Raw genomic sequence first — 21603 nt, 5'->3', positions numbered from 1 at the left:
TTTTTATTTTTACTTATTTTATTATCTTAAACGTTCAACATCACGTGCGATCATCAATTCTTCATCCGTTGGAATCAATAGTACTTTCACTTTAGAATCGTCTGTTGAGATCACTGATTCTTTTCCACGAACGTTGTTCTTATCAGCATCTAACTCACAACCGAACCAAGTCATGCCTTTGATGACTTCACTACGGACATGTGCGTCATTTTCACCAATACCAGCAGTAAAGACAATCGCATCAACACCATTTAATACTGTGACATAGCTTCCGATATACTTACGGATGCGGTCAGTAAAGATATCATAAGCTACTTGAACTGCTTCTTTATCCATATTTGCTTCTAGATCACGCATGTCACTAGAGATACCTGTCAATCCTAAAAGTCCTGATTGTTTATTTAAAATATTGATCATATCTTTGATATCAGTCAATTCCAGTTTTTCCATCAAGTAAGCTAGTAATGAAGGATCGATATCTCCAGAACGAGTACCCATCGTTACTCCTGCAAGTGGTGTAAAGCCCATTGATGTATCAACAGATTTTCCGCCATCGACCGCTGTGATCGAAGCACCATTTCCTAAATGGCAAGTGATGATCTTTAGTTCTTCAATCGGACGACCAAGCATTTCGGCAGCACGGTGAGCAACATATTTGTGGCTTGTTCCATGCGCACCATATTTACGTGCTGAGAATTTTTCATAGTATTCAGTTGGAATACTATATAAGAAATTGTGTTTAGGCATCGTTGTATGGAAAGCTGTATCAAAAACCGCTACACTGATGATATCAGGTAAGATTTTTTTGAATGCTTTGATTCCCATAGCATTTGCAGGATTGTGTAATGGAGCAAGATCAGCTAATTTTTCGATTTTTGCTAAAACATCATCATCGATCACAACTGAATCTTTGAAGTCTTCTCCACCAGCAACCACACGGTGTCCAACACCAGTGATTTCATCATAAGAAGATAGAATGTTCAATTCAATCAATTTGTCCAATAACATTTTTACGGCAACATCATGATCATTGATATCCACGATTTCTTCATATTTTTCATCGTTTCCATATTTGATTGTAAAGATCGAATCATTCAAACCAATTCGTTCAACGATCCCTTTAGCAACGACTTCTTCCGTTGGCATTTGGTATAATTGCCATTTTAAACTTGAGCTTCCTGCATTGATTGCAATTGTTTTAGACATAATACTCTCCTCTTTTATCGGTTGTTTTATTTTAAATTTGAAGACTTCCAAGCCTCAAATTGTTGAAAAAATTGTGTCACTTTTGCTGGATCTTTCAATGAGCCTAATTTTGCTATCAGAACTTCTTTTGCCTGTTCACTATGCTCACCTTTATTTTGGACAACTAAGATACTTTTTCTAGACTGAGCAGATTTAAATAATTCATCTGGTAATTGAATCATTCCCTGCAGATAGACATTCTTTTGAATCCAGTTCTTAAAGAACACACTTTGTTCCGTTTCTAAAATATTCGTAGGAATCAAAAATAATCCGTATCCATGCGGCTTGACATATTTCATCGCTTGCTCCATCAATAGATGATGTGCATAGCTATGTCCTTCTTCTGCTGCGGAATCAAAACCAGCTGCTTTTTCATCATTCGGGTAAAAGCCAACGGGTAGATCACTCAAAGCAACATCAACTGGATCGATCAATAAATCCTGCAGTCCATCTTGGTGAAATAACTGGATCGCAGCTTGTGTCCACTCGTTATTTGTTGCAGAAACTGCCAACAATGTATCATCGATATCTACACCAAAACCGCTGACATCATACTTAGCCAGTGACAAATTAAGGACAACTGTCAATAAAAGATTCCCCATACCTGCGGCGATGTCCAGAGCCTTCAATGATTGATCCTGATCGTACAATTGTTCGATCAAGTAGACGAATAAAAAGCCAATACCATCTGGTGTCAATTGATGATTTGCTTGTAAGGACTCTGTTTTATTCCCTTTTAGTAAAATCAACTGGGATAATCGTCTAATTTCTTCTGGAGTTAAATCGATCGCTTTTAATTGTTGATAAATGGTTTTTAGTTGTTGGACTGTCTGCTCATCCGGTACTCCATCGAGAATACGCACTTGGTAATCATCGATGATATTCTCACCATTTTCAATATACGCATCTAAAAAAGAAGTGTCTAAGGATCGTTGAAGTAATTGAATCGATTGTTCCATTAATTCGAAAGCCTTTTCTATTTTCTCAGAGAACAAAAATAACACCTCTATTTCCATCTATAGTATAACAATTTTCATACCTGTTCTATTTTAACGAAAAAAGATCTAATAATCAATCAATTTCCCAACAATATTTGTAAAAGCTTGTTTTATAACTGTTCTTTTTGTGTCGCTCTTGATTGGCTTTTTAAAATTGAAACTAAAGAACCTTTCTGTATCAGTCGATTTACACATAGTTTGATACACATTTCACAAAAAACATTCATTCACTGATATCTGTTTTTTCCTTCGACACTTGAGGTTGATATACTTCATTAAACGTATAAGTCGTATGATTCATCTTAACAACGATAGTAAGTGTTTGCTGAGCGTAACTGTATGTTAAATGACCGGCTGAAAATTCCTGAGTTCCTTTTGGGTCAAGGGGGTCGCTTTTTTGTTTTACTTCGGCGAGAAACATACTGACCATTGTTTTAGCAATATAATAGTCTTTAGTTTTTTGCGAAAATTGCTGTGCCAGTTTAAATTCTTCTAGTACTAGTAAAAATAGAGAACTGGATAAAAAAACCAAAAGCAATGACGTCAGTAATATCCCACCTTTATAGCCCTTTTTCATTTGCCTTGATCATTGACCATCTTGCACTATATTGCTGTCCATTTTTAAATACTGTACGAATAACCACAAAATCATCCTCCTCTTTGAAATCAGCCTCATGAATATCGATCAACAATGGCTGATAACCACCATTATCAACTTTGACGATTTTTCCTAATTTATATTCGATCCAAATGTCTCTTTCTTTTTTTGGATTTTCATAAATCATCTTATTCCCTTGAATTGCTTTGAACGCACAGCCGGCTAGCTCATTTTCCAACTGAATGACAAAAATATGCCATTCTTTTTCTTTCTCACTTTTTAAGATTTCAGATACAACTTTCGCATGTTTTATTGCAGCAGAAAAAAGCAAACAGATAATAGATAATAAAAACAACGCTAGCAAACATTCAATTAAGGTGAAGCCCGCGTGTTCTTTATTTCTGTTCAAGGGAAAACTGTTCTTTAGCATCTGTAATCACCACTTTGTCTATTTTGTTCTTCGTCTTATATATATAAAACGAGTATGTTCGACCATTAAGTTGAACTTTTTTTTGCATACCTCCGCCATGATTTTCATAGTTCTTCATTTCTTCATAGAGTATTCGATGTAACGTTAGCTCATCGGTTGCTTTTGCTTTCTTAGATAATAAAAAGGTACTTGATGACATAAAAATCCCGACAATAATTCCCATGATTCCAAACGAAACTAGTCCTTCCAATAAGATGTATCCTTTATAATCGATTGATTTTTTTGACATAGCGACCACTTCCTAACTGAAATTGAAACTCGATCGATTGCTTTTTTTCTGGCCAATCATAAGTGAATTTTGCCAATTTCCCATTGTTTCCAGATATCGCTTTAAAGACAATTTTATTTGGACCAGAAGCGTTTAAATCTGTTGGAACAGATAAATGTATTTGTTCGTTTTCTGAAACGATAAAGTATAGCTGTTGTTGTTCTTCTTCAAAGATGATCTGTGTGTCCGTCATCTTAATAATTGCCATTTGCTGTGTAAACAGTAACTGTTTTTCAAAGGTCGATAGAAATTGTTCTATTTCTATCATATGCTGCCAGCGCTCAATTGAAAGTGTTGGCAGCAACATAAAAAATGTGCACACAAATACTACTACAAGTGATTCGATCAATGTAAATCCCTTTAACGTTTTCTTTTTCATTTTTCACTTGTTTGGTATTTTTCATACTGTTCTTGAGTAATATATTCCTCTTTCAATAGTTGCTCGACAGTCGGTGTCTGATTCTTCTCCATCACATAAAGATCTATCTGTGTTTCAACGATTTTGACGATTGCTTCATTGCCTTTTTTATCCACACCTTCTTTATGTTTTGAAAGATTTGGAACAAATAGCAAAATTAAAACAGAAATAATCAACAGAACAACCAGCATCTCTAATAAGGTAAAACCACTGTAGTTGATTCGTTTCTTTTTTTTGGTCATAAATATTCCTCCATTCCACCGTAAATCGGTAATAGCATTGCAGCATAAATACCCACTACTATCAAAGCAACAAGTAAAAAAATCACAGGTTGGATCAATTGGATCATTTTTTCAACTCGTCTAAAAAATTGCTGCCAACATAACTCACTGTATACGATCAATTCTTTACCTAAATTTCCTTTTACCTCTCCTTGTTGGATGATCAAAGCTAATTCAGATGAAAAAAACGGAAATGCTCTTAACTGATCGTAAAAAGTAGTACCAGCCAAAGCTTTTGTCTCAATTTCTTCTGCAAGCTCATACATCAGAGATCGCTGGCTTGTCGTTTTCATCAATCGAAGAACATTCTTGATCTCTAAACCTTGTGCGAATAATTTTCCCCACTCAAGTGCAAAGAAAGCTGAACAGTATTTTTTATACAAGCTTCCTATAAAAGGCAGTCTGGAAAAAAATAGCGCCTTTTCCAAAAATGTTTTCTTTCTAAAGTGAAGATAATATGTGCCTATTACAAAAAAGCTACATAACAGCAATCCAATGACATAATAGGGGCTTTGCTGAATGAATTGAATCCCTGGATTTTTAGCTTGAACCGTCCCGTTGACTAATAGTTGCGGCAGTAAAATTTGTCTGATACTGATCAAGACTACAGATAGAAAAACTAAAAGAAGAACAGGATAACTCAATACCTTAAATAAATGTTGCTGCTGTTTATCTGCAACAAGAGTATGATCTTTGATTTTATCTAATGTTCCTGATAGATCTCCATGAGCTTGAGCAAATTCTATTTGAGTTATGATCGTCGTTTTGAATCCTAGATAAGCTAAGCCTGAATAAAATTGATCTCCTCGTTCCATCGTAGCAGTCAAATAATTGAGTGCTTCTTCTGGAATAGAACGTGACTTCTTCATAAAAAGTAAACTCTCTTGTATAGTAAATCCATTTCTTAATAAATCTGCTAAAAGCTGAATAAAAAAATTTTGCTGTCTTTTCGACAACTTATTGCTCTTTTTCTTCTTCAAATGTTTGATCATCAATAAAGCCATACGCCCAAACCTTTCTAAGTTGTTTTTCCCAATTAGAAACATTTCTTTTAGAAAAATCATAATCTAACAATAGTCCGCTGATATCTTGTTGTTTCATTCCTTGAACAAACAACAAGCGTTGATAGATGATTCCTGTGATACATTCAGCTGCTTCTTTTTCCTTTACACCAAGCTCTTTTAATCGTTCATAAACACCCGTAGTACTTCTTGCATGGATCGTCGCAAAAACAGTATGTCCCGTCAGCGCAGCTCTGATCGCTGCTTGCGCCGTAGAACGATCCCTGATTTCGCCAATGATCAAAATATCCGGCCGATGGCGCAAACAAGCTTTGATCAGCGCATCATAGGTTAGATCGATCTTATCGTTCGTCTGCAATTGAAGAAATGTTTGCTCCTCCAGTTCTACCGGATCCTCGATTGTGATGACTTGCTGAAAGTGATCCGTTTCTTTTGCTAATTTGTACATCAACGTAGTTTTACCTGAACCAACAGGACCACAAAAAAGATGCAGACCGCGTCTGTGGACCTGTTTACGAATATCCGATAATTGCCTAGGTAAAAAATAATTCTCCTGACTATTACCAAATTGATGCAAAAAACGAATGACCAAACTTTCTCTTTGACAAAAATCTCCCACTGTCGATAAACGTAAACGCACAACTTTATCATTACTGATCCTGTATGTAACAGCTCCGACCTGAGCTTTACGTTTCTCCCCAACATCCATACTTCCAATAAATTTAAAGTGAAAAATCAATTTTTCCCCTTCTTGTTCATCAAGCTCTTCAAACACCAGTTTGTTGTAGCCTTTTCTGGCAAATACATGTATCTTCTGCTCAACTGGTAAAATATAAATATCCTGTAAATGCTCTGATACGCCCCATTCAATTAATTTTAGAGAAAGCTCCTTAATATCCATTTTTTCCCTCCTTACAGTAATATACGCAAAAAAGATAAATAGTATCGAAAAAAAAAACGAGTGCGGGACAAAACTAAAAATCAGTTTTGCTCGCACTCTAAAACATAATAAACGCTGAAAAATGAAGAAATTACTCCACTTTGTTCCGATCATACTAATCCCTAAAAGAATTGAAGGATTTGGTTCTCAGAGCTTGACACTTCTGTCCCTTCCTCCCCTCATCTTCATATCTCTATAATCACTAGTCATTATAAAGCAAAAAAAAACTGCAAATGTCGAAAATCAACATTTACAGCTTATCAAGAGTTCTGATGCACTATCTTCCCCAAAATAGTTTATCGTTTTGATATACTCATTATACTAAAAAAAATGGTCGAATAACTTTCAGAAATTATGAATTTTATTAAAATTTTTGAGAAAAATAAGCTCCTGCTTAAAAGGGATAAGCAGGAGCCATGCTTTATCATTTAAAATAAAGACTTAGATCATATCTATTATACCTGATAATCTTTGATATTTCTCTCGAATTTTTGATATAAAGAACTAAATTTTTGACAAAACTAGTGTTTTAATCCATTTTTCTAGATATTTTCTTATTAAAATAGTAAACGGGAATGCCTAACAATGTAATACCGATCCCAATACTTGCTAAAATCGTTTGGGTGAATAAAGTTGTAATCAAAATGAATAACCCACCGAGGATCGCAATCATTGGAATGATTGGATACAACGGTACTTTGTAGGGTCTCAACAGCTCTGGTTCTCTTTTTCTTAAGATCAAAACAGCAGCAAAAATCAAAATACTAAATAGCCACATAACAAAAACCAGCATGTCTGTCAGTAGATCGAAGCTTCCCAAAAACATCATAACAGCAGCAATACTAAATTGAAATAGACCTGCGACATAAGGAACCACAAACTGTTTAGATAACTTTTTAAAGTGTTTACTGAAAGGGATCAGCCCTTCCAACGCTAAGGCGTAAGGAACACGAATCCCTGTCATTGTATACCCATTCAATGCTCCATATACTGAAATCAAAATACCGATCGTAACTATTTTTCCGCCAACAGAACCAAAAATTTGATTCGCTGCATCAGACGCCGCGTTCAAATTACCTGAAATTTGTTGAATTGGCAGTGTTTTTAAGAAAACAAAATTGATCAGGACATAAACAATCGTAATAAAGGTCAGCCCTAAAAAGATTGCTTTAGGTAAATCTTTTTCTGGTCTTTTCATTTCTCCTGCAACTGCACCAACACCTAACCATCCATCGTAGGCAAACATTGTGGCTAATAAAGCGCCGCTTAAAGCTTGAATAAACCCAGTATTGCCACCCGAACGAATAGGAAATAGCGACACTTCAGTGACTGCCGGCATAAATAATCCAACGAGTACGATTAATGCGATGGGAACCATCTTGATTATTAATGTGAATGATTGCAAGTTTGATGCTATTTTAGTTCCTAACAAATTGACGATCGTCACACTTAATCCTGTACCAATCGCTATTGGTAATAGTAGATTATTGGATAAATGAAATAAGTGAAGAAATTGTGTACTAAAAATAATCGAGAGTGCTGCTATATTGGCAGGAAAATAAATCACACTTTGTGCCCAGCCCAATAAAAAACCTGGTAATTTTCCATATGTATATTCAATATATTTAACTGCTCCACCGGTTTTAGGAATAGCTGTTGCTAGTTCTGCACTAGTCAATCCAGCACAAAGTGTCAAGAAGCCTCCTAATATCCAAGCAAAAATCGTCAAGCTTGACGATTGGGCAAAGCTTACCACGCTAGCTGTTTTAAAAAAAACACCCGCACCGATAACTGTTCCCATAACCGTTGAAAAAGCTCCAAATAATGAAATTTCCCGCTTTAATTGATTTTCTTCCATAACCATCCTCTTTCCATCTTGTATATTATCCTTTAGTATAGCTTTTCTTCATTTAATTTCAAGTATTTTAAAAAACAAAAAAGAGAGTGAAACAAAACTAAAAATCAGTTTTATTTCGCTCTCTAGTCCCAAATAATCGATGAGAAAAAAGCAGCCCTCCGGAGATAAACGTTTTTATCTCAGTCTAAACAAAAGATAGAGTATTTATCCTTGACCATAATATGCGTTCACACCATGTTTTCTAAAGTAGTGTTTATCCAGTAAATATTGCGGAATCGGAAGAATGTTTTTATTTACGATTTCTGTGACTTCCGCCATTTCTGCTATTTCATCTAAAACAATACTATTTTCGACAGCTTTTTGAGGTGTTTTTCCCCAAGTAAACGGCCCGTGTCCATAAACTAAAACACCAGGTACTGCCATTGGATCGATTTTTTCTTTTGTGAATGTTTCAATGATCACTTTACCTGTCTCGAGTTCATATGCGGATTCTACTTCTTTTGAAGTCAATTGCCGCGTGCAGGGAACAACACCATAAAATGTATCTGCGTGTGTCGTCCCATAGGCTGGTATTCCTCGCCCTGCCTGCGCCCACATAACCGCATTTTTTGAATGCGTATGTACAACTGAATTGATCTCTTTAAAGGCCTTATATAATTCAAGATGTGTCTCTAAATCTGAGGACGGCTTCAACGCACCTGCTAATACATGTCCTTCTAAATCTGTGACTACCATATCATCAGCTTTCATTTGTCCATATGGTACGCCACTAGGTTTGATGACAACGATACCTGTTTCTCGATCGATCTCACTGACATTGCCCCAAGTCAGCTTAACTAATCCTGCATCTGGTAAAGCCAAATTTGCTGCAAATACTCGTTCTTTCATTTCCTTGATCAATTGTTCGTTCATCTTAATACCCTGCCTCCTTCAAATGAGGAATAAGAAAATTTTTCGCCTGCTCAATCTCTTTTTCAGGCGTTTCGCTTGTTTCACTCCACATTTCGATCAAAAATGGACCATTATAGTCTAATTGCTTCAGTGTTTTTAAACAGCCTAAGAAATCGACACATCCGCTGCCAAAAGGAACTTCTTTAAATTTACCTGAAAATGTTTCTGTCACAGCAAGTGTGTCCTTTAAATGGATACAAGTAATTTGGTCGATACCAAGCGCCAATTCATACCCAACATCATTTTCCGACCAAGCTGACAGATTACCTAAATCTGGATACACTTGCAGATACGGCGAGCGAATTTGCTCCTTGATCTTTAGAAACTTAGTAATTGAATTGATAAACGGATCATCCATGATCTCAATAGACAAGACAACTTCTTTTGCAGCGGCGATCGCTACTGCTTTTTTTAAATTTTCAATAAAAAAAGCTCTTGAAGTTACTGTTTTTTCTTCATAGTAAACATCGTAGCCCGCTAATTGAATGGTACGGATCCCTAAGTCAGATGCCAACTCAACTGCTTTTTCCATCAAAATAAGTGCCTGTGAACGTTTTTCCTTATCCTGAGAACCAAAAGGAAAGCGTCGATGACCGCTTAAGCAAATCGAAAGAATCTGAATACCAGTTTCTTCAATAGCTACTCTGATTTCTTGTCGCTCCTCTTTCGTCCAGTCCAATCGTTTCAGGCGTTCATCCGTCTCATCGATCGACATTTCAACAAAATCAAAACCTAATTTTTTAGCGAGCTGTAATCGTTCTAACCAGCTGATATTTTTGGGAAGTGCTTTTTCATAAATACCTAGCGTCGTCATTCGTTCACCCCCAAATACGTTCGATTTCAGCTTGAAAATCTTGAGCCGCCTGCTTCGGTTTTTCAGCTCCTGTAATTCCTCGTCCTGTAATAAAAGTATATACATCAAGTCCTTCAAATAATTGCAGTGTTTCGACAGTTAAGCCTCCTGTCACGGAAACACGAAATCCCATTTCAATTAATCGTTTGACTTTTACTAAGTCTTTTTCACCCCAAGTTTCGCCCGCTAAAAGAGCGTCTCGACTTTGGTGATAAATTGCTTGTGAAATGCCCGCGTCAAGCCATTTTTGTGCTTGTTCATATGTCCAATCACCATACAGCTCAACCTGAACTTCCTCTATCTCTTTTGCAGCAGCTGACATGGTAGGCACTGTAGCACAACAAATCACTGTCATCCAGTTTGCACCAGCAGTGCGACAGTTCGCCGCAACAGTTCCACCAGCATCGGCACATTTGGTATCTGCCACAACTTTTTTATCCGGATATAATGCACGAATACAACGAATGGCTTCTTCTCCTGCCTGTAGACATAGAATCGTTCCTACCTCTAAGATATCTACAATATCTCCTACTTCTTTTACATCTTTTAATGCATTTGGTAAATCAGAATGATCCAAAGCAATTTGCAAATTTGGTCTCGTCATATCGTTTCTCCTTACTTCGTAATAGTTGGAGCAACATCAAATATTCATGTTACATTTTCAGTTGCTCCAACTTCTTATGTCAAAATTTTTTATCTTAATCAGTTAATTGAATTTAGCTGCCAAATCTGTTTCCTGAACACGTTCACTGATTTCTTTTGCTGACATTACATTTTTTACTCCTACAACAGTGATTCCTTTTTTCTTAGCATCTTCAAACATATTTAAAAAATTCATTGGACAAAATACGACATCATATTGACCAGCAGTACTTTTCCCTTCTGAGATTGCACAGTGATGAATGTTTGTGATCGTAAATCCTAGCTCTTTTAATGCTTTTTCCACGCTTTTTTTCATCATCAAACTTGTTCCAGATCCATTTGCACACGATACTAATACTCTCATTATTATTTCCTCCTCATGTTGTTACGCATTTTTTGTACCCATTTCTTTTACATATTCGTCATAATCTTCCGCAATCAAGAAATAGCCTTTGGGATTTGCCCGATATTGGAGCTGCGGGATAGCTAGCAGTGCAACAACGACTAAAGCAATACCAAAATAGCCGAGATACTTCATTACGACCGTCATGATCGGCCAAACTGTTGCCCAGTCAAACATGCCAATATATCCGCCATATTGGGAAAGCCCAATAAATGTAGCGATCAGTGCAGATCCCAGAACTTGGATCACGCCTGAGATAAACGGAAACAGGCAAGCTGCTTTAAACCCACCGCGATTATTTGCATAAACTGCAATTACCGCATTATCAAAGAACAGTGGAATAAAACCGGCAATAACAACAGTCGGTGACTTGAATAAAATCAATAGACCGATCGTGATAAACTGACCTAAGGCGCCAAATAAAAAGCCAATCGTTACTGCATTCGGCGAACCAAATCCAAATGTTGCTGCAACATCGATCCCTGGAACCGCGCCCGGAAGTAATGTGTTGGAAATGCCTTGGAAAGATTCTGTCAGTTCCGAAACAAACGTCCGCACACCTAATTGCAAGATAGCTAAATAAACAGCAAAGTACAGTGCAGTTTGTAAAATATAGAAAAGAAAACTTTGTCCTTCAACCATAAAACCAGCTTCTATCAAATAGGCAGGTCCCAAAACAATCAAAATGATTCCGAAGAAAAATAGCATCAAAATAGATGTTGCAACCATGTTTTCATTGAAAATAGACAAGAAGCCCGGTAATTGGACATCTTCCAACTTACGATTATTTTTATCCTTTTTCATTTTTTCAGCAAGTCGAGCAAAAATATAAACACCAAACATCTGTTGATGCGCGATCGCAAAACCTGCTCCTTCTGTTAGATCTTGTGTGATATCTACTGTCAAATTAGAACCGACTGCCCAATAACAGCCTAATATAAGACCCATGATCAATAGAATCGGCAGTTGTCCTAAACTCGGAAAACAGAATAATAAAATCCAAAATGCGGTAGCTGCTTGTTGAATCTGAACATTTCCAGTCGTAAAAACGGCACGTAATTTGGTATACTTTTTAAAGCGGACTAATAAAATATTCATGACAAAAGCAATCAGCAGCAAAATCATCGTATCACTAAAGGTTCGCCCGAATGTTTCTTCAATCCCAGCAGTCACTGCGTTTTGTCCAAAGTAAGGATCGATGACCATGGCATCTAGATCAAAACGTTCCTTTAAACCTACAAGGATCGGGCGGAAGTTATTCACGAGCCCTCCAGAACCGACAGTTAGAATCAGGTATCCTACGGTGGCTTTTAAAAACCCTGCAATACTTTCATAGATCGGTTTTTTCAATAAGATATAGCCTAAAAGAACAATAAATCCAATCAAAAAGGCTGGCTGAGTCAAAATATTCGCTGCAAAATAGTCCCAAATCCCTAATAGAAAATCCAACACCTGTTTCATTCATTTCCCTTCTTTCTACATATCGAACGTCATCATTACCTTCTCATAATCTGCAATCGTCTCAATCTCCATCAGTGCTTCAATCAATCCATCCGTCATCAACATCTCAGAAAGATTAGAGATATTTTCTACATGCTCTTCACTATTTTTAGCAGCTAATGTAAAAAATAGAGACGCATTTTTTTCTGGATTTCCCTCTTCAAACACAACTTCATCTTTCATTTTTGTAAATGATATTGCTGTTCCCAAAACACCTTGACTATCTTCTGAAGAATGAGGCATCGCCACTCCTGGAACAATGACAATATATGGACCATATTTTTTCACGCAATCCACGATTTCATCTACATATTGCTGAGTGATCATCTTTTTTTCTAGCAGTGTCTGACAGCTAAGGACGACCGCTTCCTCCCAATTTGAAGGGCTTTCTTCGCAAAAACGAATGAGGTCATTATCATAAAAATACTTTAACATTTAGATTCTCCTTTCTTATTTTTATAAAAATGATGGAAACGGAGTATCATTCTCTGTCGTAAATACATCATCAAAGCCACGATAGAAATTGAATTCTAGTTTGTCTTTATCATTTGGATAAGTAAACTTTCCTCCAACCTGCCAAATAAATGGTTTAAACTGATAATTCAAGCGATCTTTCTTGAACTTCCATATCTCAGTGATTTCCTTTGGATCAGCCATAAAGTTTGCCCAGATATCATAATGTACTGGGATCACAACCTTTGCATTCAATGACTCAGCCATTCGTAGCATATCCACAGAAGTTACTTTATCTGTAATACCGCGGGGATTTTCTCCATACGCGCCTAAACAAACATCGATTTTATGTTCATTGCCATGTTTGGCAAATAAATTAGAATAATGAGAGTCACCGGCATGATAGATATTTCCACCGCTGGTTTCAAATAAGTAGTTAACAGCGATCAAGTCCATATCCTGCGGCATTTTTCCCTTCAATATCTCGTCAGGGCCTTCACATGTCACTAACGCTGTACGGTCAAACGCCTCCAACGCAACAATTTCTATATCATTGACTGTTACTCGGTCGCCTGGCTTTACGATCGTTGTCTTCTCTTCTGGAATGCCCCATTTCAGCCAAGTATTCACAACTTCCTGCGGTCCAATAAAACGCGCTTCAGGACAGTTTTGATGAACAGCCGCAGCGGTATTGATATCTAAATGATCTGAATGGATATGTGTCACGACTAATGCATCTACGTCTTTAACTGCAAATGGATCGATCACAAATGGTTGTGTTCTTAAGTTAGGCTGCATATTTTCACAGCCGCTCATGCGCATCATTTGATGTCCTTTCTTCATTTTTCCGTTTCCATGTGATCGTTTGCCTGTTCCACACCATAAATCACATAAAATATTTGTTCCTTCATGAGACTTTAACCAAATTCCCGTACAGCCCAGCCACCACATAGAAACACTACCGGTCGCAACTTGTTCTTGCTCGATCTCCTCATTCAAATATGTGCCCCATTCTGGGAACGTACTCAAAATCCAGCTTTCTTTTGTTACATCATGAATTGTTGCCATAAAATCCCTCCACCTTATCTCAATCTCGATTACACTTTTTATTCTACAATATTTTAAACCGTTTTCAATCTATTTTTAAGACCGTTTTTTATTTTTAAGATCGTTTATACATAAAAACAAGAAATTACTTCTTTTTTTATGTTCATATATTCTTTTATATGATATAGTGACGTAGAGGTGATGGAGATGAAATATTTCGTTTGGAAAAGTTTTTATTATGGAAAAAAGATGTTTGTTTGGTCTATTTATCTGCTATTTGCATTCTATATTTATTCTTTGATCTATTCTTCTGAAACACTCGGAGCTCAACTTTTCTTCGGTTGTATCGGTTTTGTTGCGTTGTGTATCGTTGGACTCTTCGAACATCTAAAGATCGTATATGAAAAAATGATTTATGCATTGAATGTTCACTGTGATCTGGAAGAAGCAGCCCGCTTAAAAGAGCAATTAAAGAGAAAAGATTTGTTTAATGGTTTCAAACAGTCTATTATTATTTTTGACAGCCTACTCTTATTAGATGCGGGAAAATATACAGATTGCTTGGCGCATTTGAATAAACATCAAAAGTTTTTTCATGGAACGTTAGATTACCTCTTCATTTATTATCATACGCAAATGTACTGCTATTCTTTTTTGAAAGATGAAAAAAATTTGACGATCGCTTTTGAAAAGCTTTTTCAATTGAAAGACAAACAAAAAAAGAAAATGCGCGGATTATTTTCATGGCATGAAATTTCGGGTCTTCAGTATTTTCATCAGCAAAGAAATCAAAAGTGTTTGCAAGAGCTGGCACTGATCGATACCGCACGTTTAAATAATCGTGAACTAAGCTATCTTTTGTATCTTCAAGGTCACTGTCTTCTAAAATTAAATAAACCAAGTGAAGGCAATCATTTATTAAAAAAGGCAAGAACAATCGGAAATACGTTAGCGATTGTTCAAGTGATATAGAATGGAGGAATTTGAATGAAAAGCTCACATACAATGATCAAAGAGCGTCGCGATGCATTACTCGATCTACTACATAAACATACTAGCTTACAAGTGAAAGAAATCAGTCAGTCCCTTGACGTATCAGAAATCACTGTCCGCCGTGATCTTACCGCCCTAGAAAAAATGGGCCTTGTAAAACGAGCGCATGGAAAAGCTGAAATTGTTAACAAAATCGGAACAGAGGATCATAATGAAGAGATCGAAATTTTAAAAAATGCGATCGCTAAAAAGGCAGCTGAATTTGTAGCTGAGGGCAATACATTGTTCATAAACACTGGTTCCACTGCTTTATCCGCTTTAAAACATTTGGAAGATAAACGCGTGACGATCGTTAGTAATAATGTCAAGGTAGCAAACCTTGATCACAATCCAAATTCAACTGTGATTTTATCCGGTGGTGAAATCCGATTTCCTAAAGAAGCTTTAGTTGGAGACATCGCGATCGAGTCGTTTTCAAAAATGTCCTCTGATATTTCGATCATTGGCTGTTCTGGTTTAAGCATCGAAAATGGTATCACTACTCCTGTCTTACATGAAGCTAAAATCAATTCTTTGATCATCGAACGCACGAATGGTTTAGTCATCGTTGTTGCAGATTATCGAAAAATCGGTGTTTCCTCAAACTTTACCAGTGGACACATCAAAGATATCAATTATTTGATCACAGATACCTTTGCCTCCCCAGCAGTCATTCGTGAAATCGAAAAGCAAGGGGTACAAGTCATTCAGGTCGAAGTCTGAGACTATTTACTTTTTCCTAAACATCGACATCCATCCATGCTATAATCTAGTTAGAAATAAATGACTGTTGTTGTTTCTTTATTCTTACTTTGGAGGGATGCTCATGCGGATCAAACAATTAGATTACATCGTCAAAATCGTTGAGTTAGGCTCAGTCAATGAAGCAGCAAAACATCTCTTCATTACGCAACCCAGCCTATCAAATGCCGTCAAGGAATTAGAACAGGAAATGGGCATCCAAATTTTTCAGCGAACACAAAAAGGCATGGTGCTTACAACAGAAGGTACAGAGTTTCTAGCTTACGCTAGACAAATTCTAGAACAGGTAGACCTTCTCGAAGAAAAATACAAAGGAACAGACAAACGGCGACGATTATTTTCTGTTTCTGCCCAGCATTACGCTTTTGCAGTTCATGCATTCGTTCAATTGATCCGCTCCTATGAAGAAAACGAATATGAATTTACATTTAGAGAGACACAGACGAATAACATTATTGAAGATGTCAGTACATTCCATAGCGAACTGGGCATTTTGTATCTCAATGCATTCAATGAAAAAGTAATTCGTAAACTTTTAAAAGAAAAGCAATTGGTTTTTCATCCATTATTTATTGCAGCACCTCATGTTTTCGTTAGTAAGAAGAATCCCTTGGTAGGAAAAAAATCAGTGACTTTAGCTGATTTAGAAGATTTTCCTTACTTGTCTTTTGAACAAGGCCGTGTCAATTCATTCCATTTTTCTGAAGAGATATTAAGTACGTTGTACCATAAAAAAAGTATACGAGTCAGTGATCGAGCAACCTTATTCAATTTTTTGATCGGACTTGATGGCTATACGATCAGCTCTGGTGTTCTAAGTCGAGAATTGAATGATGAGAACATTGTCGCATTACCTTTAGAGGTAAATGAAACAATGGAACTCGGATGGATACATCCGATCCAAAAACCTTTGTCCCCGATGGCTGAAGAATATCTACGCTATTTGAAAGAGCATATCATCGATTATGGTTTTACGATTATTGAATAAAAATAGAAAAGCTCAAAAAAATCAAGTTGATTTTTTTGAGCTTTTCTATTTCTTTCATGCATTTAGACGCTTTTCTCAGCTTTTTTAGGCTAGCTTTTAAAAGCAGCTCTTGGTAAAGTAGACAATTCCAAACATGAAACAAGTTGCATTTCATGTTGGAATTCCTAACTTTCTGCAGAGCTAAACGCTTTTCTCAGCTTTTTTTATTTGCTTGCTTCTTAATTGTCCACAGGCAGCATCAATATCTGTCCCATGTTCTTTTCTGATCACACAGTTGATACCATTTTTCTTAAGGACATCGTAAAACTTCAGCACATCTGCTTTGTCACTTCTACTATATTGATCATGTTCACTAACTGGATTATATGGAATCAGATTCACATATGTTAGTTTCTTTTTGTTTTTCAGTAAGTCAGCTAATTGTTGGGCATGCTCTGGTCGATCATTGACATGACTTAACATAATATATTCAAACGTGATTCGCCGATTTGTCTTCTCGATATATTCGTCAACTGCTTCCATCAATTTTTCGATCGGGAAGCTACGATTGATTCGCATGATCGATGTCCGAACATCATTATTTGGTGCATGTAAAGAAATCGCCAGATTGACTTGTAGTCCATTATCTGCAAATTCCTTGATCTTCGGTACTAGACCACTTGTTGAAACAGTGATATGGCGTGCACCTATCGCTAATCCTTTCGCATCATTGATCGTATGTAAAAAGTTCATCAAATTATCGTAATTATCAAATGGCTCACCGATTCCCATAACCACAACATGACTTACTCGCTCACCTTGTCCACGTTGGTCAAAATAGTGCTGAACCAGCATGATTTGTGCAACGATTTCTCCTGCTGTTAAATCCCGCTGTTTCTTTAATAACCCACTTGCACAAAATGTACAGCCAATATTGCAGCCAACTTGAGTCGTTACACAAACAGATAATCCATATTCTTGGCGCATCAAAACCGTTTCGATCATATTTTTATCTGGCAATTCAAATAGGTATTTCACCGTACCGTCTTTTGCTTCTTGGATGATCACTTGACGCAATGGATTGATGATAAAATTTTCTTCTAAAAGACCGATCAATTCTTTTGATAGATTCGTCATTTCTTTGAAAGCTGTCACGCGCTTGATATACAGCCATTCCCATACTTGAGTCGCTCGGAATTTTTTCTCGCCATGATCGATGAACCATGCAATCAATTCCTCTTTTGTTAAACCATAAATGGATGCTTTTTCCATTGATTTTCTGCCTCATTTCTTCTAAACATTCGCTTCATACTATAACTTATTGTCTATGATTTGTCTATAAGTGCTCATAACAAAAATAGGAGTTGAGACAAAGTACGCCACTTGTCTCAACTCCTGCTTATCAAGATTGAACTAGATGATAAACTTTTTTAAAATAAAAAATACGGGCAATTAAATAATACACGACCTGAATCAAAATAAAGACGCCTAAAACTTGCCAGCCCGCCATCTGCATCCCTTGATCAAATATATGATACATTGCTGTCAAGGCAACTGCTCCATGGATCACTGAAATAATGATCGGTGTGAAAAAGAGAATACCAACTTGCTGGTAAATCATCTTCTTCAATTCTTTTTTCGCTAATCCCATCTTGTAGATCATTTTGAATTTTTCTACATCTACATCCATATCACTATACAATCTAAAATATAAGAAGCTGCCAGCTGAAACGAAAAAGACGATTCCGATAAAGATACCAACAAATAGAAATGGCGCATATTGGTCAGTAATCATTTGTTTAGAATAGCTTTTAGCCATAAACGGCATGTTCTTATCTTGGAATTTTCCAATTGAAACTAATTCTTCATAACTGGTGTTTTTGGGCTGCCAAACAGTCATTGTCTGTTGTTCCAAAGCTTCCAAGTCTGTATTGTCAGGGACAACGACTTTTGTTCCATAAGCAGAAACCACAGCTGTTTTTTCTTGTCTTTCAACAGCTATTGTTGAGCCATCTGGTAAGTTTGCTTCATGTACAGCCGCATTTTCCATCCCCACAGCATTCTGCGGCAATAATTGAACAGCTTGTCCATTTGTTTCAATAGTTGGTTTCTTGACTATTTTTGCTAATTGATTATAATTTGATTCTTTGACAAAACTAACATTGTCGGCATTCACATATTCTGTTAATTCTCCTTCATCAACACTGATTCCCTTCTCTGATAGAAGTTTAGAAAAGTCTTGTTTGATGTGAGCAGTCTCTTCATCAGAACCAACAATTTGAAACTCAAAAGGCTCCTGATTCATCGCATCTAAAATCATGTTTTGAAAACCATATAATGTCCCGATTGCTGCAAAAGCAACCGTCGAAATGATCGAAACCAAGAAAAAGGAACGTGCATTGTCCTTCATTCGAAATGCTAGATCGGAAAAAACCACCATATTTGTTTTCTTCCAAAAAATAGATTGTTTCTTTTTCAATCGTTCAATGACTGACACACTCAGTTGATTGAATAAAAAACGTGTACCAGCAACCACTAAGAAAATCACTGGAATCATCACAACTGGCACCAGCATTCCTTTGACTAAAAGAGCCACGGCATAACCTGTACCGATCAATAAAACAGCCAGCAATGCTTTTATACGAGAGTTTTTGATCGTCCCCTTACCTAGATCTCCTGCTTTCAATAATTCTTGTAAGCTTAATTTTGGTAAACGGAACTGAATGAAAAATGAAATCGCTAAAAACAAAATACTAAATGAAATGATCGTCAACCCAAGCGCCTGTATCGGAAAGTAAAAACCAAAATTCAAATGCATCATTTTATTGCTCAACCACAAAATCAGTTGAGAAAAACCAATACCAGCAAGACTGCCAATGATCGTTGCAAAAAAACCGATAACGAGATTTTCAATAAAGATCATTTTCTTCAATTGTTTAGGACTCATCCCCTGAATCATCAGAAGACCAAATTCTTTTTTTCTGGATTGAATAAACACGTCCATCGAGTACAATACGAAAAAGAACGCAAATCCGTAAATAATGATAGCTGCAGATAACATGCCAATTTTGGCTTGCTTATTCAAGCCATCAGATAATGATGGATGAAAAGCAAAAACTGTAAATGTGAAAAAGACCATCACTGAAAAGAGAGTACTTAAGAAATAGGCCATGTATAAATGTTTATTTCTTACCGTATTTCGAATAACAAATTGACTAAAATTCACTATCGACACCTTCAATCTCAGCTAATTTCATCATGATTTCATCATAAAACATTTTTTGATTTCCTAGATGATGAATTTCATCGACCAATTGACCGTCTTTGATGAAAACAATTCGTTTACAATAACTAGCTGCCAGTGGATCATGGGTAACCATCAAAATCGTTGCCTGTTCATTTTCATTCAACTGCTGTAATAGCTGCATAACATCTTTCGATGATTTCGTATCAAGGTTCCCAGTGGGCTCATCTGCTAACAGTAATTGCGGCTGATGGATCATTGCTCTGGCAACTGCGACACGTTGTGCTTGTCCACCGGATATTTCTGCGATTCTTTTCTTCAGCAAGCCAGCTATTCCTAAACGATCAGCTAAAAGATTCAATTGTCTTTTCATCACAGAGATTTTTTCCCCATCTAAAGTCAATGGCAATACAATATTTTCTTCCACCGTCAATGTTGGCATCAAATTGAAACTTTGGAAAATGAATCCTAATTCTCTACGTCGAAATTTAGCAATTTGTTCTTGATTCAACTGATTTGGATTTTTACCGTTTAGTAAAATCTGTCCAGATGTCGGTTGGTCGATCGTTGCCAAAAGGTTCAAAAAGGTACTTTTTCCACTTCCGGACGGTCCCATGATTCCGATAAACTCGCCATCATTTACAGTTAAGTTCAGACCTTTTAAAGCTTCATATTTGATTTCTTCTCCATATGTTTTAGATAGATTTTCTACTTGTAACATTCTTATCGCTCCTCTATGTGTGGCTGTTCATCTCACAAATGAACCAGCTCTTACTTCTCTACTTTGCTAGTCTAATCCAATTATGACGAACACACCATAGAAAAAAATAACAGATCACTTACACTTTTGTAAGCGATCTGTTATTTGTTTATGCTTCATATTCGATCACATATGGATAAAGAGCAGTATTGTAGATAGCCTCTGAAAATTCAACGACTTTTCCAGAAGGATTCATAGACTTTCGAATTCTTTTTAGCCCATTTTTTTCTTTTGTTTCTAAAATACGCTGCTGCTCTTCTGTTAATTCAACCGTTTGAAAACTATCTTCAAATGTTAAAATCTCGATGCCATGTTGATCCATCAAACGATACAGTGACTCATTTTCAAAATCTTCCATTGGAACATCAACTAATGTGATAGGTAAATAATAATTAAAATAGATATATGGCTTTCCATCCAGCGTATATAAACGGGAAAATTTTACTACATTTGCTCCCATATTTTCATAGACTGGTGAATCCTCTGACAATTTTACTTGTTCCAAACTTAATATTTTCTTTGCCACTTTTTGTCCTGAATCATTCAAATACTCCGTAAATGTACCCGCTTTCGATAATTTGTTATACGGTCGATTGCTTAAGACCGTAGTCCCTTTGCCGCTTTTTTTCTCCACCAATTCTTCTGATGAAAGAAGCTCGATTGCTCGGCGTACAGTGATTTTGCTGACATCAAATAGTTGTTCAAGCTCTGTTTCAGTTGGTAAAAGAGAACCCACTGGATATGTACCGTTCATAATATTGGCTTTTATTTCTTCTGCGACGTCTAAGTATAGTACACTTTTTCTTCTCATTTCATCCATCCTTATTCGTTTATTGGGTTTATCCTCATGATTTATTTAGTCATAATATAC

The 21603-nt window shown here is 36.5% G+C and carries 24 protein-coding genes; 3 read left to right on the top strand and 21 right to left on the bottom strand.

Annotated features, from left to right (window positions below; all coding sequences use genetic code 11):
• Window positions 1-21: 21 nt before the first annotated feature.
• The 17 genes from H3T55_RS09375 to ulaG all read right to left on the bottom strand — a co-directional run bounded on the left by H3T55_RS09375 (window position 22) and on the right by ulaG (window position 13988).
• On the bottom strand, window positions 22-1206 hold the full coding sequence (locus tag H3T55_RS09375; protein ID WP_087641212.1) for an acetate kinase: 1185 nt from the start codon (window positions 1204-1206) through the stop codon (window positions 22-24).
• Window positions 1207-1232: 26 nt separating this feature from the next.
• Window positions 1233-2240, bottom strand: a complete 1008-nt coding sequence (locus tag H3T55_RS09370; protein ID WP_225534506.1) for a class I SAM-dependent methyltransferase — start codon at window positions 2238-2240, stop codon at window positions 1233-1235.
• Between the two features lie 226 nt (window positions 2241-2466).
• Window positions 2467-2820, bottom strand: a complete 354-nt coding sequence (gene comGG / locus H3T55_RS09365) for a competence type IV pilus minor pilin ComGG (protein WP_225534271.1) — start codon at window positions 2818-2820, stop codon at window positions 2467-2469.
• On the bottom strand, window positions 2804-3271 hold the full coding sequence (comGF, locus tag H3T55_RS09360; protein ID WP_225534270.1) for a competence type IV pilus minor pilin ComGF: 468 nt from the start codon (window positions 3269-3271) through the stop codon (window positions 2804-2806). The genes comGG and comGF overlap by 17 nt, the downstream gene beginning before the upstream one ends.
• A complete protein-coding gene (comGE, locus tag H3T55_RS09355) occupies window positions 3237-3560 on the bottom strand; it encodes a competence type IV pilus minor pilin ComGE (RefSeq protein WP_225534269.1) in 324 nt (107 codons plus the stop codon). Before comGE ends, comGF begins: the two co-directional genes overlap by 35 nt.
• Window positions 3535-3978: a competence type IV pilus minor pilin ComGD gene (gene comGD, locus H3T55_RS09350; protein WP_225534268.1), complete on the bottom strand. Its 444-nt coding sequence runs from the start codon at window positions 3976-3978 to the stop codon at window positions 3535-3537. The genes comGE and comGD overlap by 26 nt, the downstream gene beginning before the upstream one ends.
• Window positions 3975-4259 carry a competence type IV pilus major pilin ComGC gene (gene comGC, locus H3T55_RS09345; protein ID WP_087641206.1) on the bottom strand — a complete coding sequence of 95 codons (285 nt, stop codon included), beginning with the start codon at window positions 4257-4259 and terminating at the stop codon, window positions 3975-3977. Before comGC ends, comGD begins: the two co-directional genes overlap by 4 nt.
• On the bottom strand, window positions 4256-5290 hold the full coding sequence (comGB, locus tag H3T55_RS09340; RefSeq protein WP_225534505.1) for a competence type IV pilus assembly protein ComGB: 1035 nt from the start codon (window positions 5288-5290) through the stop codon (window positions 4256-4258). Before comGB ends, comGC begins: the two co-directional genes overlap by 4 nt.
• Window positions 5256-6221: a competence type IV pilus ATPase ComGA gene (comGA, locus tag H3T55_RS09335; RefSeq protein WP_225534267.1), complete on the bottom strand. Its 966-nt coding sequence runs from the start codon at window positions 6219-6221 to the stop codon at window positions 5256-5258. Before comGA ends, comGB begins: the two co-directional genes overlap by 35 nt.
• Before the next feature lie 568 nt (window positions 6222-6789).
• Window positions 6790-8118 carry an APC family permease gene (locus tag H3T55_RS09330; protein WP_225534266.1) on the bottom strand — a complete coding sequence of 443 codons (1329 nt, stop codon included), beginning with the start codon at window positions 8116-8118 and terminating at the stop codon, window positions 6790-6792.
• Window positions 8119-8322: 204 nt separating this feature from the next.
• Entirely contained in the window at window positions 8323-9030 is a 708-nt protein-coding gene (locus H3T55_RS09325) for an L-ribulose-5-phosphate 4-epimerase (protein ID WP_087641202.1), read from the bottom strand.
• A gap of 1 nt (window position 9031) precedes the next feature.
• On the bottom strand, window positions 9032-9883 hold the full coding sequence (locus H3T55_RS09320; RefSeq protein WP_225534265.1) for an L-ribulose-5-phosphate 3-epimerase: 852 nt from the start codon (window positions 9881-9883) through the stop codon (window positions 9032-9034).
• Between the two features lie 4 nt (window positions 9884-9887).
• Entirely contained in the window at window positions 9888-10526 is a 639-nt protein-coding gene (locus H3T55_RS09315; RefSeq protein ID WP_225534264.1) for a 3-keto-L-gulonate-6-phosphate decarboxylase UlaD, read from the bottom strand.
• 102 nt (window positions 10527-10628) lie between these two features.
• Window positions 10629-10928 carry a PTS sugar transporter subunit IIB gene (locus H3T55_RS09310; protein WP_225534263.1) on the bottom strand — a complete coding sequence of 100 codons (300 nt, stop codon included), beginning with the start codon at window positions 10926-10928 and terminating at the stop codon, window positions 10629-10631.
• A gap of 21 nt (window positions 10929-10949) precedes the next feature.
• A complete protein-coding gene (locus tag H3T55_RS09305) occupies window positions 10950-12428 on the bottom strand; it encodes a PTS ascorbate transporter subunit IIC (protein ID WP_225534262.1) in 1479 nt (492 codons plus the stop codon).
• 15 nt (window positions 12429-12443) lie between these two features.
• Window positions 12444-12902 (bottom strand): PTS sugar transporter subunit IIA, encoded by a 459-nt coding sequence (locus tag H3T55_RS09300; RefSeq protein ID WP_225534261.1) that lies wholly within the window; start codon window positions 12900-12902, stop codon window positions 12444-12446.
• Between the two features lie 21 nt (window positions 12903-12923).
• On the bottom strand, window positions 12924-13988 hold the full coding sequence (gene ulaG / locus H3T55_RS09295; RefSeq protein ID WP_225534260.1) for an L-ascorbate 6-phosphate lactonase: 1065 nt from the start codon (window positions 13986-13988) through the stop codon (window positions 12924-12926).
• 186 nt (window positions 13989-14174) lie between these two features.
• On the opposite strand from ulaG, the gene H3T55_RS09290 reads away from it, so the two are divergent.
• From H3T55_RS09290 to H3T55_RS09280, 3 genes are all read left to right on the top strand, one after another.
• On the top strand, window positions 14175-14939 hold the full coding sequence (locus H3T55_RS09290; RefSeq protein ID WP_225534259.1) for a hypothetical protein: 765 nt from the start codon (window positions 14175-14177) through the stop codon (window positions 14937-14939).
• A 15-nt stretch (window positions 14940-14954) separates the two neighbouring features.
• On the top strand, window positions 14955-15722 hold the full coding sequence (locus H3T55_RS09285) for a DeoR/GlpR family DNA-binding transcription regulator (protein WP_225534258.1): 768 nt from the start codon (window positions 14955-14957) through the stop codon (window positions 15720-15722).
• 103 nt (window positions 15723-15825) lie between these two features.
• Entirely contained in the window at window positions 15826-16749 is a 924-nt protein-coding gene (locus H3T55_RS09280) for a LysR family transcriptional regulator (protein WP_225534257.1), read from the top strand.
• A gap of 180 nt (window positions 16750-16929) precedes the next feature.
• On the opposite strand, the gene rlmN is transcribed toward H3T55_RS09280, so the two are convergent.
• The 4 genes from rlmN to H3T55_RS09260 all read right to left on the bottom strand — a co-directional run bounded on the left by rlmN (window position 16930) and on the right by H3T55_RS09260 (window position 21543).
• Entirely contained in the window at window positions 16930-18000 is a 1071-nt protein-coding gene (gene rlmN / locus H3T55_RS09275) for a 23S rRNA (adenine(2503)-C(2))-methyltransferase RlmN (protein ID WP_225534256.1), read from the bottom strand.
• 130 nt (window positions 18001-18130) lie between these two features.
• Complete coding sequence (locus tag H3T55_RS09270; RefSeq protein ID WP_225534255.1) at window positions 18131-19954, bottom strand: ABC transporter permease; 1824 nt, start codon at window positions 19952-19954, stop codon at window positions 18131-18133.
• Window positions 19944-20693, bottom strand: a complete 750-nt coding sequence (locus H3T55_RS09265; RefSeq protein ID WP_225534254.1) for an ABC transporter ATP-binding protein — start codon at window positions 20691-20693, stop codon at window positions 19944-19946. Before H3T55_RS09265 ends, H3T55_RS09270 begins: the two co-directional genes overlap by 11 nt.
• Before the next feature lie 148 nt (window positions 20694-20841).
• Entirely contained in the window at window positions 20842-21543 is a 702-nt protein-coding gene (locus H3T55_RS09260) for a GntR family transcriptional regulator (RefSeq protein ID WP_225534253.1), read from the bottom strand.
• Window positions 21544-21603: the final 60 nt, after the last annotated feature.

The sequence above is a fragment of the Enterococcus sp. S22(2020) genome (assembly GCF_020295385.1).
GTDB classification, from domain to species: Bacteria; Bacillota; Bacilli; order Lactobacillales; family Enterococcaceae; genus Enterococcus_L; species Enterococcus_L dunnyi.
The sequence above is the reverse complement of the archived record's forward strand: the minus strand, read 5'-3'. Positions and strand labels throughout refer to the sequence as shown.

Coding starts and splice junctions, on each gene's coding strand:
- H3T55_RS09375 (WP_087641212.1), bottom strand. CDS start 1,206: ATGTCTAAAACAATTGCAATCAATGCAGGAAGCTCAAGTTTAAAATGG.
- comGG (WP_225534271.1), bottom strand. CDS start 2,820: ATGAAAAAGGGCTATAAAGGTGGGATATTACTGACGTCATTGCTTTTG.
- comGF (WP_225534270.1), bottom strand. CDS start 3,271: ATGCTAAAGAACAGTTTTCCCTTGAACAGAAATAAAGAACACGCGGGC.
- comGE (WP_225534269.1), bottom strand. CDS start 3,560: ATGTCAAAAAAATCAATCGATTATAAAGGATACATCTTATTGGAAGGA.
- comGD (WP_225534268.1), bottom strand. CDS start 3,978: ATGAAAAAGAAAACGTTAAAGGGATTTACATTGATCGAATCACTTGTA.
- comGC (WP_087641206.1), bottom strand. CDS start 4,259: ATGACCAAAAAAAAGAAACGAATCAACTACAGTGGTTTTACCTTATTA.
- comGB (WP_225534505.1), bottom strand. CDS start 5,290: ATGATCAAACATTTGAAGAAGAAAAAGAGCAATAAGTTGTCGAAAAGA.
- comGA (WP_225534267.1), bottom strand. CDS start 6,221: ATGGATATTAAGGAGCTTTCTCTAAAATTAATTGAATGGGGCGTATCA.
- H3T55_RS09330 (WP_225534266.1), bottom strand. CDS start 8,118: ATGGAAGAAAATCAATTAAAGCGGGAAATTTCATTATTTGGAGCTTTT.
- H3T55_RS09325 (WP_087641202.1), bottom strand. CDS start 9,030: ATGAACGAACAATTGATCAAGGAAATGAAAGAACGAGTATTTGCAGCA.
- H3T55_RS09320 (WP_225534265.1), bottom strand. CDS start 9,883: ATGACGACGCTAGGTATTTATGAAAAAGCACTTCCCAAAAATATCAGC.
- H3T55_RS09315 (WP_225534264.1), bottom strand. CDS start 10,526: ATGACGAGACCAAATTTGCAAATTGCTTTGGATCATTCTGATTTACCA.
- H3T55_RS09310 (WP_225534263.1), bottom strand. CDS start 10,928: ATGAGAGTATTAGTATCGTGTGCAAATGGATCTGGAACAAGTTTGATG.
- H3T55_RS09305 (WP_225534262.1), bottom strand. CDS start 12,428: ATGAAACAGGTGTTGGATTTTCTATTAGGGATTTGGGACTATTTTGCA.
- H3T55_RS09300 (WP_225534261.1), bottom strand. CDS start 12,902: ATGTTAAAGTATTTTTATGATAATGACCTCATTCGTTTTTGCGAAGAA.
- ulaG (WP_225534260.1), bottom strand. CDS start 13,988: ATGGCAACAATTCATGATGTAACAAAAGAAAGCTGGATTTTGAGTACG.
- H3T55_RS09290 (WP_225534259.1), top strand. CDS start 14,175: ATGAAATATTTCGTTTGGAAAAGTTTTTATTATGGAAAAAAGATGTTT.
- H3T55_RS09285 (WP_225534258.1), top strand. CDS start 14,955: ATGAAAAGCTCACATACAATGATCAAAGAGCGTCGCGATGCATTACTC.
- H3T55_RS09280 (WP_225534257.1), top strand. CDS start 15,826: ATGCGGATCAAACAATTAGATTACATCGTCAAAATCGTTGAGTTAGGC.
- rlmN (WP_225534256.1), bottom strand. CDS start 18,000: ATGGAAAAAGCATCCATTTATGGTTTAACAAAAGAGGAATTGATTGCA.
- H3T55_RS09265 (WP_225534254.1), bottom strand. CDS start 20,693: ATGTTACAAGTAGAAAATCTATCTAAAACATATGGAGAAGAAATCAAA.
- H3T55_RS09260 (WP_225534253.1), bottom strand. CDS start 21,543: ATGAGAAGAAAAAGTGTACTATACTTAGACGTCGCAGAAGAAATAAAA.